This is a genomic window from Streptomyces sp. L2 (assembly GCF_004124325.1).
Classification (GTDB): domain Bacteria; phylum Actinomycetota; class Actinomycetes; order Streptomycetales; family Streptomycetaceae; genus Streptomyces.
Genome location: NZ_QBDT01000001.1, coordinates 2,702,080 through 2,715,900, shown reverse-complemented (window position 1 = coordinate 2,715,900; position 13,821 = coordinate 2,702,080). Strand labels below are relative to the sequence as shown.

General features: G+C 71.2%; 17 protein-coding genes. 7 read left to right on the top strand and 10 right to left on the bottom strand.

Features of this window, described 5'->3' with window-relative positions; all coding sequences use genetic code 11:
* Positions 1 to 8: 8 nt before the first annotated feature.
* A complete protein-coding gene (locus DBP14_RS11530) occupies positions 9 to 917 on the bottom strand; it encodes a helix-turn-helix transcriptional regulator (protein ID WP_129307146.1) in 909 nt (302 codons plus the stop codon).
* 186 nt (positions 918 to 1,103) lie between these two features.
* Here DBP14_RS11530 and DBP14_RS11525 point away from each other — a divergent pair, with 186 nt between their 5' ends.
* Positions 1,104 to 2,144 (top strand): NAD(P)-dependent alcohol dehydrogenase, encoded by a 1,041-nt coding sequence (locus tag DBP14_RS11525; RefSeq protein WP_129307145.1) that lies wholly within the window; start codon positions 1,104 to 1,106, stop codon positions 2,142 to 2,144.
* 70 nt (positions 2,145 to 2,214) lie between these two features.
* On the opposite strand, the gene DBP14_RS11520 is transcribed toward DBP14_RS11525, so the two are convergent.
* The 4 genes from DBP14_RS11520 to DBP14_RS11505 form a co-directional block, all read right to left on the bottom strand.
* A complete protein-coding gene (locus tag DBP14_RS11520; protein WP_129307144.1) occupies positions 2,215 to 2,487 on the bottom strand; it encodes a hypothetical protein in 273 nt (90 codons plus the stop codon).
* Positions 2,484 to 2,837, bottom strand: a complete 354-nt coding sequence (locus DBP14_RS11515) for a DUF6247 family protein (RefSeq protein WP_129311798.1) — start codon at positions 2,835 to 2,837, stop codon at positions 2,484 to 2,486. Before DBP14_RS11515 ends, DBP14_RS11520 begins: the two co-directional genes overlap by 4 nt.
* A 109-nt stretch (positions 2,838 to 2,946) precedes the next feature.
* Positions 2,947 to 3,612, bottom strand: coding sequence for a peptide-methionine (S)-S-oxide reductase MsrA (gene msrA / locus DBP14_RS11510; RefSeq protein WP_129307143.1), 666 nt, complete (start codon positions 3,610 to 3,612; stop codon positions 2,947 to 2,949).
* Between the two features lie 122 nt (positions 3,613 to 3,734).
* On the bottom strand, positions 3,735 to 4,967 hold the full coding sequence (locus DBP14_RS11505) for a hypothetical protein (RefSeq protein WP_129307142.1): 1,233 nt from the start codon (positions 4,965 to 4,967) through the stop codon (positions 3,735 to 3,737).
* A 188-nt stretch (positions 4,968 to 5,155) separates the two neighbouring features.
* Here DBP14_RS11505 and DBP14_RS11500 point away from each other — a divergent pair, with 188 nt between their 5' ends.
* Positions 5,156 to 6,313, top strand: coding sequence for a cystathionine gamma-synthase (locus DBP14_RS11500; RefSeq protein WP_129307141.1), 1,158 nt, complete (start codon positions 5,156 to 5,158; stop codon positions 6,311 to 6,313).
* A 40-nt stretch (positions 6,314 to 6,353) separates the two neighbouring features.
* Here the strand turns inward: DBP14_RS11500 and DBP14_RS11495 are convergent, their stop codons facing one another.
* The 3 genes from DBP14_RS11495 to DBP14_RS11485 all read right to left on the bottom strand — a co-directional run bounded on the left by DBP14_RS11495 (position 6,354) and on the right by DBP14_RS11485 (position 7,879).
* A complete protein-coding gene (locus DBP14_RS11495; RefSeq protein ID WP_129307140.1) occupies positions 6,354 to 6,602 on the bottom strand; it encodes a hypothetical protein in 249 nt (82 codons plus the stop codon).
* A gap of 85 nt (positions 6,603 to 6,687) precedes the next feature.
* On the bottom strand, positions 6,688 to 7,191 hold the full coding sequence (locus DBP14_RS11490; protein ID WP_129307139.1) for a sigma factor-like helix-turn-helix DNA-binding protein: 504 nt from the start codon (positions 7,189 to 7,191) through the stop codon (positions 6,688 to 6,690).
* A 181-nt stretch (positions 7,192 to 7,372) separates the two neighbouring features.
* Entirely contained in the window at positions 7,373 to 7,879 is a 507-nt protein-coding gene (locus DBP14_RS11485; RefSeq protein ID WP_206739442.1) for a MarR family transcriptional regulator, read from the bottom strand.
* Between the two features lie 161 nt (positions 7,880 to 8,040).
* On the opposite strand from DBP14_RS11485, the gene ilvA reads away from it, so the two are divergent.
* From ilvA to DBP14_RS11470, 3 genes are all read left to right on the top strand, one after another.
* Positions 8,041 to 9,270 (top strand): threonine ammonia-lyase, encoded by a 1,230-nt coding sequence (ilvA, locus tag DBP14_RS11480; protein ID WP_129307138.1) that lies wholly within the window; start codon positions 8,041 to 8,043, stop codon positions 9,268 to 9,270.
* A 167-nt stretch (positions 9,271 to 9,437) separates the two neighbouring features.
* Positions 9,438 to 10,466 carry an ATP-binding cassette domain-containing protein gene (locus DBP14_RS11475; protein WP_129307137.1) on the top strand — a complete coding sequence of 343 codons (1,029 nt, stop codon included), beginning with the start codon at positions 9,438 to 9,440 and terminating at the stop codon, positions 10,464 to 10,466.
* Positions 10,463 to 11,320 (top strand): ABC transporter permease, encoded by an 858-nt coding sequence (locus DBP14_RS11470; protein ID WP_129307136.1) that lies wholly within the window; start codon positions 10,463 to 10,465, stop codon positions 11,318 to 11,320. The genes DBP14_RS11475 and DBP14_RS11470 overlap by 4 nt, the downstream gene beginning before the upstream one ends.
* A 93-nt stretch (positions 11,321 to 11,413) precedes the next feature.
* Here DBP14_RS11470 and greA read toward each other — a convergent pair whose 3' ends face one another.
* A complete protein-coding gene (greA, locus tag DBP14_RS11465) occupies positions 11,414 to 11,914 on the bottom strand; it encodes a transcription elongation factor GreA (protein ID WP_129307135.1) in 501 nt (166 codons plus the stop codon).
* A 176-nt stretch (positions 11,915 to 12,090) separates the two neighbouring features.
* On the bottom strand, positions 12,091 to 12,489 hold the full coding sequence (locus DBP14_RS11460) for a DUF4307 domain-containing protein (RefSeq protein WP_129307134.1): 399 nt from the start codon (positions 12,487 to 12,489) through the stop codon (positions 12,091 to 12,093).
* 125 nt (positions 12,490 to 12,614) lie between these two features.
* On the opposite strand from DBP14_RS11460, the gene mca reads away from it, so the two are divergent.
* Together mca and DBP14_RS11450 are read left to right on the top strand one after the other, a co-directional pair.
* Entirely contained in the window at positions 12,615 to 13,475 is an 861-nt protein-coding gene (gene mca / locus DBP14_RS11455) for a mycothiol conjugate amidase Mca (RefSeq protein WP_164992511.1), read from the top strand.
* Between the two features lies 1 nt (position 13,476).
* Entirely contained in the window at positions 13,477 to 13,791 is a 315-nt protein-coding gene (locus DBP14_RS11450) for a hypothetical protein (RefSeq protein ID WP_129307132.1), read from the top strand.
* Positions 13,792 to 13,821: the final 30 nt, after the last annotated feature.

Below are 13,821 nucleotides of genomic sequence, written 5' to 3'. Positions count from 1 at the left end.
CGGACCCCTTACGGCGACAGGACGGCGCGGGTCGCGTCCGTGCCCCAGCTGGCCAGGAGGCGCAGCGCCTCGGCGGAGGGGGAGTGGGGTTCCGCGTGGTACGTGATCAGCGCCTGGTCGGCGTCGTCCGCGACCCTGAACGTCTCGTAGCTCAGGGACAGTTCGCCGACCAGGGGGTGGTTCAGGCGCTTCACGCCGTGACTCTTCTCCTTCACGTCGTGCGTCGCCCACAGCCGGCGGAACTCCTCGCTCTTGACCGAGAGTTCGCCCACCAGGGCGGACAGCCGCGGGTCGTCGGGATAGCAGCCGGCGTCCATGCGCAGCGCGCAGACGATGTCGATCGCCTTCTGCTCCCAGTCGACGTACAGCTCCCGGTACTCCGGCTTCAGGAACACCAGCCGCGCCCAGTTCCGCTCGCCGGCCGGCAGCTCCGACCAGTCACCGAAGACCGCGGCCGCCATCCTGTTCCACGCCAGGATCTCCGCACGGCGCCCGGCGACGTACGCCGGCACACCGTCCAGCGTGTCCAGCAGCTGCCGCAGCGAGGCCCGCACCTGCTGCTGCCGGGCCGCCGGCTTCTTCTTGTGCTCCTTCGGCTTGGCCAGGTGGGTGAGATGGGCGTGCTCGGCGTCCGTCAGGCGCAGCGCGCGGGCGATGGAGTCGAGGATCTCCGCCGAGACGTTACGGCCGTTGCCCTGCTCCAGGCGCGTGTAGTACGCCACCGACACCCCGGCCAGCTGCGCCAGTTCCTCCCGGCGCAGCCCCGGCACCCGGCGGTGCCGGCCGAAGTCCGGCAGCCCCACGTCCTCCGGCTTCAGCCGGGCCCGGCGGCTGCGCAGGAACTCGCTCAGCTCGGCCCGCCGGTCCAGGGGCCGGCCGGCGGAGGCTGCGGCCACGGCTTCCGGCTGTTCGTCCATGCTTCCAGTATTCACGGTCGCCCCCGGTCCTACGATCACGTCCCTGACCCCGCCAGTGGTAGGCACGGCGGTCGTACGCAAAGGCGTGGTCTGGGTGCCGTACGCCCGGCCCGGCAGGCTGGACGCCGTACCCGGCCGGACACCAGCCGGTCCGGGGACACGACCACTGCTAGGAGAACCCCCCGCATGACCACTGTTGCTGCATACGCCGCGCCCGCCGCGAAGGCCCCGCTGGAGCGGACGACCATCGAGCGGCGCGCGGTCGGCGAGTTCGACGTCCTGATCGACATCAAGTTCGCCGGCATCTGCCACTCCGACATCCATCAGGCCCGCGAGGGCTGGGGCGAGGCGATCTTCCCGATGGTCCCCGGCCACGAGATCGCGGGCGTCGTCTCGGCGGTCGGCAGCGGCGTCACCAAGTTCGCCGTCGGCGACCGGGTGGGCGTCGGCTGCCTGGTCGACTCCTGCCGCGAGTGCGAGAACTGCCGCAAGGGGCTGGAGCAGTACTGCCTGGGCGGCGGCGTCGGCACCTACAACGCCGTCGGCAAGGACGGCGAGCCCACCTACGGCGGCTACTCGGAGAAGGTCGTCGTCGACGAGAACTACGTCCTGCGCATCCCGGACGGACTCTCCCTGGACGTGGCCGCGCCGCTGCTGTGCGCGGGCATCACCACGTACTCCCCGCTGCGCCACTGGAACGCCGGCCCCGGCAAGAAGGTCGCGATCGTCGGCCTGGGCGGCCTCGGCCACATGGGCGTCAAGATCGCGCACGCGATGGGCGCGGAGGTCACCGTCCTCTCCCAGTCGCTGCGCAAGAAGGACGACGGCCTGAAGCTGGGCGCCGACCACTACTACGCCACCAGTGACCCGAAGACCTTCGAGGAGCTGCGCGGCACGTTCGACCTGATCCTCTCGACGGTCTCCGCGCCGCTGGACTTCGGCGCGTTCCTGTCGCTGCTCAGGACGGACGGCGCCCTGGTGAACGTCGGCGCCCCCGAGGAGCCGGTCTCCCTCAACCTGTTCTCGGTGATCGGCGGCCGCAAGACCCTCGCCGGCTCCGGCATCGGCGGCATCCGCGAAACCCAGGAGATGCTGGACTTCTGCGCCGAGCACGGCATCGGCGCCGAGATCGAACTGATCCGCGCCGACCAGATCAACGAGGCGTACGAGCGAGTCCTCGACAGCGACGTCCGCTACCGCTTCGTGATCGACACGGCGACGATCTGAACGGAGGCCGCCGGCCGGCACGCCACCCGGCACGCCAAGGCCCGCCATCGGCGGGTCTTGGCGTGCGGCCTTACAGCGCGTCGAACGGCGGAACGATGCGGACCACGATGATCAGCGGATCGCGCGGGGCCACCAGGAAGTAGAACCACCCGCCCGCGGCATCCATGCGCCGCAGCCCGCCGGGGCGGGGGCCGTTTCCGAGGTCACTGACGTCGATGCCCGTGCTCGCGAGATCGACGAGCTGTCCTGCCAGACGCTCCACCTCCGCCACCACATGGGCGGGGACGCCTCCCGCGACGTGGTCGTGATCGGGGTCGTACTCCCAGCGCCAGTCCGTGCTCACCGCGCCGGGATGCCGAGGGCCGCGTGGGCCTCGTCCAGGATGCGCCCGATCTCGGAAGCCGCCTGCCGTGTCTGGGCGGCATCGCCGGACGCGGCCGTCTGCTCCCAGTGGCGGAAGTCCGCCGCCAGGTCGGGCCGTCGCTGGATGTGGACGTAGACGGCCCACTGGGCGATGAACCGCTGCAGCGGCGCCAGATCGGATCCCTGCCGGGCCTGGTCGGCCGCCTGGTCCAGTTCCCGGGTGAAGGCCGGCAGTGCGGCAGGCGCGATCTGACTGATGGCCTGCCGCAGCGCGGCGACCGTGGCAGGCGGCTGGGGGATGAGTGGCTGCCCAGCGGCGGAGGTGGTCATGGCTGCTCCCATGGGCGTGATTCTGATGCCGCGTCTCAGGCTAACGGGCGGATGCGCCGCCCCACCGCTCCAACGAGTGAGGCAGAAGCGATTCGGCAGTCCACCCGTGTCAGCCCTCGGCTGGAGCCACGCCGATAGGGCAGGACACCCCCGTGCCCCCGATGCCGCAGTAGCCCGCGGGATTCTTGTCCAGGTACTGCTGGTGGTAGGGCTCCGCCGGGTAGAAGGGGCGGTCGGCCGCCGGGAGGATCTCCGTGGTGATCGTGCCGTGGCCGGAGGCGGTGAGGACCTGCTGGTAGGCGGCGCGGGACGCTTCGGCGGTGGCTGCCTGGGCGGGCGTGTGGGTGTAGATCGCCGAGCGGTACTGGGTGCCGACGTCGTTGCCCTGGCGGAAGCCCTGGGTCGGGTCGTGGGACTCCCAGAAGGTCTTCAGCAGCCGGTCGTAGGAGATCTGGCGGGGGTCGTAGACCACGCGGACGACCTCCGTGTGGCCGGTGAGGCCCGAGCAGACCTCCTCGTAGGTCGGGTTCTCGGTGTGGCCGCCCTGGTAGCCGGCCAGCGTCGTCCACACGCCCGCCGGGAGCTGCCAGAACTTGCGTTCGGCGCCCCAGAAGCAGCCCAGGCCGAAGTCGGCGGTCTCCAGGCCCTCGGGGTAGGGGCCGAGGAGGGGGTTGCCGAGGACGGTGTGCCGGTCGGGGACCTCGTACCCGGGTGTGGGCCGGCCCTTGAGCGCCTGCTCGGGCGAGGGCAGCTGGGGCGTGCGGCCGAAGAGCATGAGGACTCCCTGTCGTGCGAGGTGCGGGCGGCTGGTCGCGGGCTCGCGGTGCCGAGTCGTACAACGTCCGGGGCGGGCCGCGCATTCCGGTCGGCGTACCGGCCGGAGCGGGGTGCGTCCGTTCAGGCCGGGCGGGGCACGGGGGTGCCGCCGTTGGACTCGTAGCCCGCCACCGCCAGCGCGCGGTAGAACGCGAAGTCCGCGGCCGGGTCCTCGGACAGCGTCCAGGGCAGCGCGCCGACATGGCCGTCCACATGTATCAGCTGGCCCATGGCCTCGGCCCAGCGCTCGGCGGCGACCAGGAAGAAGATCAGCAGGTGGCGGACGTGCGCGAGCGTCGGGTCCTCCTGGCCGTCTGCGCCGACCGGGCCGTCCGCGCCGTCCTGGTCCGCCGCGTGCACGGCGTGGAGCGCCCCGTGCATCGCCTTGGTGACGACCTCGCTCTGGTAGAAGCCGCGGACCAGGTTCACCTCGGGGAGGTGCTCGAAGACCGCGAAGAGGGGCAGGGCGGCGAGCGGGGAGCCCTGCGGGGCGCGGGCCGCGGCGGTCTCCGCGAAGGTGTACGCCTCCGCGCGCGAGCCGTGCCACTTCTCGCACCAGTAGTGCAGCGCGGCGAGGTGCGCGCCCATGTGGTGCGGGGCCACGTCGATGATCCGCAGCCACAGCGCGTCGAACTCGGGCTTGGGGACGGCGAGACCGCGCGCGACGGACAGTTCGACGATGTGCGGGACCGGGTCGCCGGGGGCCAGCAGCGCCGCCTGCGCGCATGCCTGCCTGGCCTCGTCCATGATGACCCGGAACTCCTCCGTGTCCGGGGCCGAGGTCCGCCACGCGTGCTGTGCCAGGAACTCCGCGTGTACGGCGGCACCGCCCGGCTCCTTGGGCTGCTCGGCCCGCCACACCCGCAGCCACTGCCCGCCCGGCGTCTCGTGCACTCCGCCCGGCCGCTGCTTCAGCTCCAGCGCCGCCGCTCCCGCCAGGGCCTGCACACGCTGCCAGCGCAGCTCGCCCCGGGCATCGGTGCCGGCCAGCAACCGGGCGGCCGGGCGGTAGTCCTGCGTGCGCTGCACCACGTCCAGGACGGCCAGCAGTTCCTCGTCGGGGCCGGGCATCCGGACGTCCAGCAGCTCCTCGGGCATGAAGCCGTACGCCGCGGGGTCGGCGGCGTCCGGGTGGCCCGGGGGGACCTGCTGCGGGGTGGGGCCGCCGCGGAAGCGGTACGGCCGCAGCACCGCGGCACCCAGCGCGCGCCGCCGGACGCCGGTGCGCGGGGACCGCAGGACGCGGTCGCGCAGCATCGGGGACAGCACGAAGGCCACCATGAGCAGGGCCATCAGCACCCAGAGAATCGCCATGCGTCCAGCGAACCAGACGCCACCGACAATTGGCCAACCCCGCCGCCGGCCTGTGGACAACTCCCCGATCGGCCTGTGGACAAGCGGCCAGGACAAGCGGCCCGCCGGGGCCGGCCCGCCGGGGCCGGTGTGGCGGGAAACGCCCGTCGGCCGTCATCCGGCCGTCAGGAGCATTACGCTCGGGGCTCATGAGCGACAGGCACATCAGTCAGCACTTCGAGACCCTCGCGATCCACGCGGGCAACACCGCGGACCCCCAGACCGGCGCGGTCGTCCCGCCGATCTACCAGGTCTCGACCTACAAGCAGGACGGCGTCGGCGGACTGCGCGGCGGCTATGAGTACAGCCGTAGCGCCAACCCGACCAGGACCGCCCTGGAAGAGAACCTCGCCGCGCTGGAGGGCGGCCGCCGCGGCCTCGCGTTCGCGTCCGGCCTGGCGGCCGAGGACACCCTGCTGCGTACGCTGCTCAGTCCGGGCGACCACGTGGTCATCCCCAACGACGCCTACGGCGGCACCTTCCGCCTCTTCGCCAAGGTCGTCACCCGGTGGGGCGTGGAGTGGTCCGTCGCCGACACCACCGACCCCGCCGCCGTGCGGGCCGCGATCACCCCGAAGACGAAGGCCGTGTGGGTGGAGACCCCCTCCAACCCGCTGCTCGGCATCACCGACATCGCCGCCGTCGCCCAGGTCGCGCACGACGCGGGCGTGCGGCTCGTCGTCGACAACACGTTCGCCACGCCGTACCTGCAGCAGCCGCTGTCGCTCGGAGCGGACGTCGTCGTGCACTCGCTGACCAAGTACATGGGCGGCCACTCGGACGTGGTCGGCGGCGCGCTGATCGTCTCCGACCAGGCGCTCGGTGAGGAACTGGCCTACCACCAGAACGCGATGGGCGCGGTCGCCGGCCCCTTCGACTCCTGGCTGGTGCTGCGCGGCACCAAGACGCTCGCGGTGCGCATGGACCGGCACAGCGAGAACGCCACGAAGGTCGCCGACATGCTGAGCCGGCACGCGCGCGTGACGAGCGTGCTGTACCCGGGGCTGCCGGACCACCCCGGCCACGAGGTCGCCGCCAAGCAGATGAAGGCGTTCGGCGGCATGGTGTCGTTCCGCGTCGCCGGTGGCGAACAGGCCGCCGTCGAGGTGTGCAACCGCGCCAAGGTCTTCACCCTCGGTGAGTCCCTCGGTGGTGTGGAGTCCCTCATCGAGCACCCGGGCCGCATGACGCACGCGTCCGCCGCGGGCTCGCCGCTGGAGGTCCCGGGCGACCTGGTACGGCTGTCCGTCGGCATCGAGAACGCCGACGACCTGCTGGAGGACCTGCAGCAGGCCCTCGGGCAGTAGATCCCGGGCCGTGGATCTCGGCCCGTGGATACGGCTCGGCTCACCAGCCGGTGATCGGTGGGGTCGTCTGCGACGGCGGCTCCACCCACGGCCGGGCCGACACCGCCCAGACGGTGAACGCCACGGCCGCCGCGCACAGCACCAGCCACAGCAGACGCCGGGCCGCCCGCCGCTGCCGCAGCATGCGCGCCCCGCGCCGGACGGCGTCGCCGTACAGCTCGGGCGGCACCGCAGCGTGCCCGCCCTCCATGATCCGCCGCGCGGCGGACTCCCGTTCCGTGCGGTTCACCGGTGCCTCCCGTCCCGCACCGGCCGCGTCGTTCTGCCGGGCCGGGCTCCCCTGCCGGGACAGGCCCGCCGGCCGGTCCGGGCCCTCACGACGGTGCCACCTTCGTACCCACCGCGCGCGGGGGTGCCGTACGCCTCGGGTGCAGCAGGGTCGCCGTCGCCCGGTCGCAGAGCGTGTGGACGCGTTCCTGGGGCAGGCCGAGCAGGGCGGCCGTCTGTTCCTCGGCGACCCCCTCGTACAGGCGCAGGACGAGGATGAGCCGCTCCTGCGGGGACAGCGCCGCCAGCGGACTGCGCGGATCCGGGCGGGCCCGGCCGAAGGCGCCGTACTGGTGCCATGTCCCGCGCGCGAAGCGGGTCGCGAGGTACTGGCGGGCGCAGTCGTACGGGTCCTCGCCGTGCAGCCGGTCCCAGCAGGCGTAGGTGTGGGCGAGGGACAGCGTCAGCAGGCGCCGCGCGCGCGGGTTGCCGTCCGGCGCCTCGGCGGTGAGCAGGGTGGCGGCGTGCAGCAGCCGCCCGGCCGCGCCCGCGACGAACGCCTCGAACTCCCGGGCCCGACGGGCATTGCCGTATGCCTGCCGATCACGCACCGCTGCTCTCCCCCTTGACGGGGCCCTGTCCGGTACGAGACCGATGAACCGCGTACGACGCAGCACCCCGTCTCATATGAGGACAGCCGCGGCGCGAGGTCAAGAGTTCGGACCCCACCTGTGCGGTGCGGGCGGCGGTGCGGACTGGGGGACGGACCGCAGTGCGGAGTGCGGTGCGGGCTCAGGAAGCCTGCGGCCGCTCCGCCGGCTGCGTCGCCGGTACCGCCATCCGTGCGGACAGCGCGCTGTTGAAGCGCGTCAGGAGCGTGCAGAACCGTTCGCGCTCCTCCGGTGCCCAGTCGTGTGTCAGCTCGGCCATCAACTGACGCCTCGACGCGCGCACTTCCTCCAGCCGGGCCTCCCCGCGCGGGGACAGCTGGAGGACCACCGCACGCCCGTCCTCCGGGTGCGAGGTCCGCTTTACGAGCCCGCTGTCCACCAGCGGCGCCACCTGCCGGGTGACCGTGGAGGAGTCGATGCCCATGCTCGCGGCGAGCGCCTTGACGCCCATCGGCCCCTCGTTGTCGAGGCGGTTGAGCAGCAGGTAGGCGGCGCGGTCCATGGAGTTGCGCACCTGTCCGACGCCACCGAGCCGGGTCTGTTCCGCGCGGCGGGCGAACAGGGCCACCTCGTGCTGGAGGGTGTCGAGAAGACCGGGATCACCGACGGTCGTCATGTCCATCGACATTTCAGGTGTTGTGGGCATGGCCGGAGGCTCGCTTCATGAAGGCTGCTGGGTTGGGGGACAGGGTACGCGGCCCGGGCGCGGGCCGTACCGGCGCTGCGCGAACCGGTCTCGGAGCTTGGTCACACCCGGCGTGTCCCGGCGTGAACTGGGAGACTTGGGTCATGAGCCACGGCACGGATCACTCCTTGCGTTCCGTCACCCTCGACGATGTGCGCGGAGCCCAGAAGATGCTCTCGGGCGTGTCGCGGATGACCGCGATGGAGGGCAGCCGGCACCTCTCGCAGCTCATCGGCACACCGGTGCACCTCAAGTGCGAGAACCTGCAGCGGACCGGCTCCTTCAAGCTGCGCGGCGCCTACGTCCGTATCGCCGGGCTGCTGCCCGAGGAGCGCGCCGCCGGTGTCGTCGCGGCGAGCGCCGGGAACCACGCGCAGGGTGTGGCGCTGGCCTCCGCGCTGTTCGGCGTGCACGCCACGGTGTTCATGCCGAAGGGCGCACCGCTGCCGAAGATCAGTGCCACCCGGGACTACGGCGCGGACGTGCGCCTGCACGGCCAGGTGGTCGACGAGACGCTGGCCGCGGCGCAGGACTACGCGGACCGGACGGGCGCGGTGTTCATCCACCCCTTCGACCACCCGGACATCATCGCCGGTCAGGGCACGGTCGGCCTGGAGATCCTGGAGCAGTGCCCGGAGGTGGGCACGATCGTCGTCGGCATCGGGGGCGGCGGACTCGCGGCCGGGATCGCGGTCGCGGTGAAGGCGCTGCGCCCGGACGTGCGGATCGTCGGCGTGCAGGCCGAGGGCGCGGCGGCGTACCCGCCCTCGCTGGCGGCCGGGCACCCGGTGGCGGTGCCGAACCCGACGACGATGGCGGACGGCATCAAGGTGGGCCGGCCCGGTCGGGTGCCGTTCGACATCGTCGGCGCCCTGGTCGACGAGGTGCGCACGGTCAGCGAGGACCAGCTGGCGGCGGCGCTGCTGCTGTGCCTGGAGCGGGCCAAGCTGGTCGTGGAGCCGGCCGGCGCGAGTCCGGTCGCGGCGCTGCTGGGTGAGCCGGGGCCCTTTCCGGGGCCGGTCGTCGCGGTGCTGTCGGGCGGCAACGTCGACCCGGTGCTGATGCAGCGCGTCCTGCGGCACGGGATGACCGCGCAGGGCCGCTACCTGGCGGTCCGGCTGCGGCTGACCGACCGGCCGGGCGCCCTCGCGACGCTCCTCGGGGTGTTGTCGGTGGTGGACGCTAATGTCCTCGACGTGAGCCACGTACGGACCGATCCCCGGCTCGGGCTCACGGAGGCGGAGGTGGAGTTGCACCTCGAGACCAAGGGCCCCGCGCACTGCACGGAGGTCGGCCAGGCGCTGCGCGAGGCGGGCTACACCGTCATCGCCTGAGCCTGACGCCGGACCGGGGCCCGGACAGCTCTCTGTCACTCGTTCGAGAAAATCCATTGAGCGACGCGATACATCGCGTTATGGTGTGTCGGCAGTCACAGTCATCCGTCATTTCCAACGCTCGCCATTCCTGACATTCGCCATTCCCGACGACGTGGAGAACTCACATGCCAGGCGCCATCTATGCCGAAGGCCTGGTGAAGACCTTCGGTGACGTAAGGGCACTGGACGGCGTGGACCTCGATGTCCCCGAGGGCACCGTCCTCGGCCTGCTGGGGCCCAACGGCGCCGGCAAGACGACGGCCGTCCGCTGTCTGACGACCCTGCTGCGCCCCGACAGCGGCACGGCGGTGGTCGCGGGCGTGGACGTGCTCAAGCACCCCGACGAGGTCCGCCGCTCCATCGGCCTCTCCGGCCAGTTCGCGGCGGTCGACGAATACCTGACCGGCCGCGAGAACCTGCAGATGGTCGGGCAGCTGTACCAGATGCGGGCGAAGGCGGCCAAGCAGCGCGCGGCCGAACTCCTGGACCAGTTCAACCTCGCGGACGCCGCCGACCGCCCCGCCAAAACCTATTCCGGAGGCATGCGCCGCCGCCTCGACCTCGCGGCCGCCCTCGTGGTCTCCCCGCCGGTCATGTTCATGGACGAGCCGACCACGGGCCTCGACCCCCGCAACCGCCAGCAGTTGTGGGAGGTCATCAAACAGCTCGTCTCCGGCGGCACGACGCTGCTGCTGACCACCCAGTACCTGGAAGAGGCCGACCACCTCGCACACGACATCGCGGTCGTCGACCACGGCCGGGTCATCGCCAAGGGCACCTCCGACCAGCTCAAGGCCCGCACCGGCGGCGAGCGCGTCGAGGTCGTGGTGCACGAGCGTGAACGCATCCCGGACGCCCGGGAGGTGCTCACCGGCTTCGGCAAGGGCGAGACCACCGTCGAGGACCACACCCGCAAGCTCACCGTTCCCGTCACCGGCGGCGCCAAGCTCCTCGCCGAGGTCATCCGGGAGCTGGACAGCCGCGGCATCGAGATCGACGACATCGGACTGCGCCGTCCCACCCTCGACGACGTCTTCCTGTCCCTGACCGGGCACGTCGCCGAGGCGGAGGCCGAGGAGGACGGCGAGGCGGCGAAGGCCGGCGGCAGAAAGGCCGGCAAGGGCGCCGGCAAGGACAAGGAGACCGTCAAATGAGTGCCGTCACCGACACCGCGCCCGTCGCGGCCCCCGGCAACCCCCTCGGCCGGTCCGTCCGCGACTCACTGATCGTGGCCAAGCGGAATCTGATCCGCATGTCCCGGATTCCCGAGATGGTGATCTACGGACTGATCCAGCCGATCATGTTCGTGGTGCTGTTCACCTACGTGTTCGGCGGCTCCATGAAGATCGGCGGCAGCACCAGCGCCCTCGACTACAAGAACTTCCTGATGGCCGGCATCTTCGCCCAGACGGTCACGTTCGCCACCGCCAGCTCCGGCGTCGGCATCGCCGACGACATGCACAAGGGCCTCATCGACCGGTTCCGCTCCCTGCCCATGGCGCGCGGCGCGGTGCTCACCGGGCGCACCCTCGCCGACCTCGTGCAGACCGCGCTCACCCTGCTCGTGCTGGCCGTCGTCGCCCTGCTGGTCGGCTGGCGGACCGGATCCGACGGCGACACCAACGCGGCCAGAGTCGCCGCCGCCTTCGGCCTGCTGCTCCTGCTCGGATACGCGTTCACCTGGGTCGGCGCCCTGATCGGCCTGTCCGTGCGCACCCCCGAGGCGGCCACGTCCGGCGGGCTGATCTGGCTCTTCCCGGTGACGTTCATCTCCAACGCGTTCGTGGACACCAGCCACATGACCCCGTGGCTGCGCCACATCGCGGAGTGGAACCCGTTCAGTGCCACGGTCCAGGCGGCCCGCGTCCTGTTCGCCAACCCCGGCGTGTCCCCGTCGCACGCCTGGCCCATGGAACACCCGGTCTGGGCGTCCCTGCTCTACTCGGTCCTGATCATCCTGATCTTCCGCACCCTCGCGGTCCGCAAGTACCGCTCGGCGACCGCGTGACAGGGCCCCGGCCATGACAGGGCCCCGGCCATGACAGCGCCCCCGGAGTCGCGGGGACTCCGGGGGCGCTGCCGTCGTCTTCAGACGCTGCGTTCAGCCCGAGTACGGCTCGGCCTTGATGATGCGGACCGAGGCCTTCTTGCCGTTCGGCAGCTCGTACTCCGCGTCCTCGCCGACCTTGTGGCCGATGACACCGGCGCCGAGCGGGGACTGCGGCGAGTACGTCTCGATGTCCGCGCTCGCGTACTCACGGGAGGCGAGCAGGAACTCCAGGGTGTCGTCCTCGTCACCGTCGAAGGCGATCGTGACGACCATGCCGGGAGCGACGGCGCCGTCCGTGGACGTGGGAGCCTCGCCGACCTGGGCGTTCTCCAGCAGCTGGGTCAGCTGGCGTACGCGCAGCTCCTGCTTGCCCTGTTCCTCCTTCGCCGCGTGGTACCCGCCGTTCTCGCGCAGGTCGCCCTCCTCGCGCGCGGCGGCGATCTTTGCGGCGATCTCCGTGCGCGCAGGACCAGTAAGGTGCTCAAGCTCGTCCTTGAGCTTGTTGTACGCCTCCTGGGTCAGCCAGGTGACGTTCTCGCTGGTCTGGGTCACAGGGTGCTCCTCGTCGGTACTGGGAATACAAAAGCATCGCCCTACCCAGAAGAATGTTCCTTCTTGGATGGGCGAAACCACGAGCCTAACAATTCACGGCCGTGAGGGGGAGGACATAAGGCATCAGACTGACATCAACGCAGGTCAGCGTCAATGTATTCCGGGATGCCGCCGGATCAGTCGGCGTGGCAGCCGAGCAGTTCGGCCGTCGTCCCCTTCGCCGTCGTACGGAGCGTGACGACCTTGTCGATCTGGGTGGCCGAACCCGAGAACCGGAAGTCGGCCCGGCCCACCTCGGTGCCGTCGGCGGACTGCGAGCGCAGGGTGCAGTAGCCGTGCGTGCCGGCGTCCTTGTGGACCTCCAGGTGCACCTGCACCGCGTCGTCCGTGGCCTGGAAGGCGACCACCTGCGCGCTGATGTCGCTCTCCGCGACATAGTGGTAGGCGAACCAGCCGATCAGCGCGAGCAGCACCGCGCCCAGCGCGGCACCGGCGATCTTGAGTCTGCCGTCGGCACGCTTGTCCGAGGAACGGCCGTAGCGGCCCTCGGGCAGCCGCGTGCTCGCCGTACTCATGATCGTCCTCTCCGCGGAATTTTTCGCCCCCCGATTCGGTCACTATAGAAGCTGCCGAACGCACCCCAAGGTACGGGGGCGCCGACATTACCGAGGATTGAGCCTTGACTGACCAGCTGCGACTGATGGCCGTTCACGCGCACCCCGACGACGAGTCGAGCAAGGGCGCGGCGACCATGGCGAAGTACGTGTCCGAGGGGGTGGACGTGCTGGTGGTGACCTGCACGGGCGGAGAGCGCGGGTCCATCCTCAATCCCAAACTCCAGGGTGACGCGTACATCGAGGAGCACATCCACGAGGTGCGCAAGAAGGAGATGGACGAGGCCCGCGAGATCCTCGGCGTCAAGCAGGAGTGGCTCGGCTTCGTCGACTCCGGCCTGCCCGAGGGCGACCCGCTGCCCCCGCTGCCCGAGGGCTGCTTCGCCCTGGAGGACGTCGACAAGGCGGCCGGGGAACTGGTCCGCCAGATCCGCTCCTTCCGCCCGCAGGTGATCACCACCTACGACGAGAACGGCGGCTACCCGCACCCCGACCACATCATGACCCACAAGATCTCGATGGTGGCGTTCGAGGGCGCGGCGGACGCCGAGAAGTACCCCGAGGCCGAGTACGGCCCTGCCCACCAGCCGCTGAAGCTGTACTACAACCAGGGCTTCAACCGCCCCCGCACCGAGGCGCTGCACCACGCCCTCCTCGACCGGGGCATGGAGTCGCCGTACGGGGACTGGCTCAAGCGCTGGGAGCAGATGGAGCGCGTCGAGCGCACGCTGACCACGCACGTTCCCTGCGCGGACTTCTACGAGATCCGTGACAAGGCGCTGATCGCGCACGCCACGCAGATCGACCCCGAGGGCGGCTGGTTCCGGGTCCCGCTGGACCTGCAGAAGGAGGTCTGGCCGACCGAGGAGTACGAGCTGGCGAAGTCCCTCGTCGATACCTCCCTCCCCGAGGACGACCTCTTCGCGGGCATCCGGGACAATGCCTGACATGAGCGCAAGCCTGGCACTGACGCATCTCGTCCCCCTCGCCAAGGACCTCGACCAGAACAAGGTCACCCCGGGCGTCCTCGGCTTCATCGTCTTCGCGGTGATGGCCGTGGCGGTGTGGGGTCTGATGAAGTCGATGAACAAGCAGATGCAGAAGGTCGACTTCAAGGAGAGCCCCGCGGCCGGAACGCCGGCGGACCCGGCGGACGCCGAGCCCACCGACTCCGCCGAGCCGGCCGGATCCGAGCCCGCCGAGTCGGCCGGCACGAAGACCGCAGGCTCCAAGTCCGCGGGCTCCAAGACCGCCGGCTCCTAGCGCACGCGGGCACGGGCCCGGTCCCCGAGG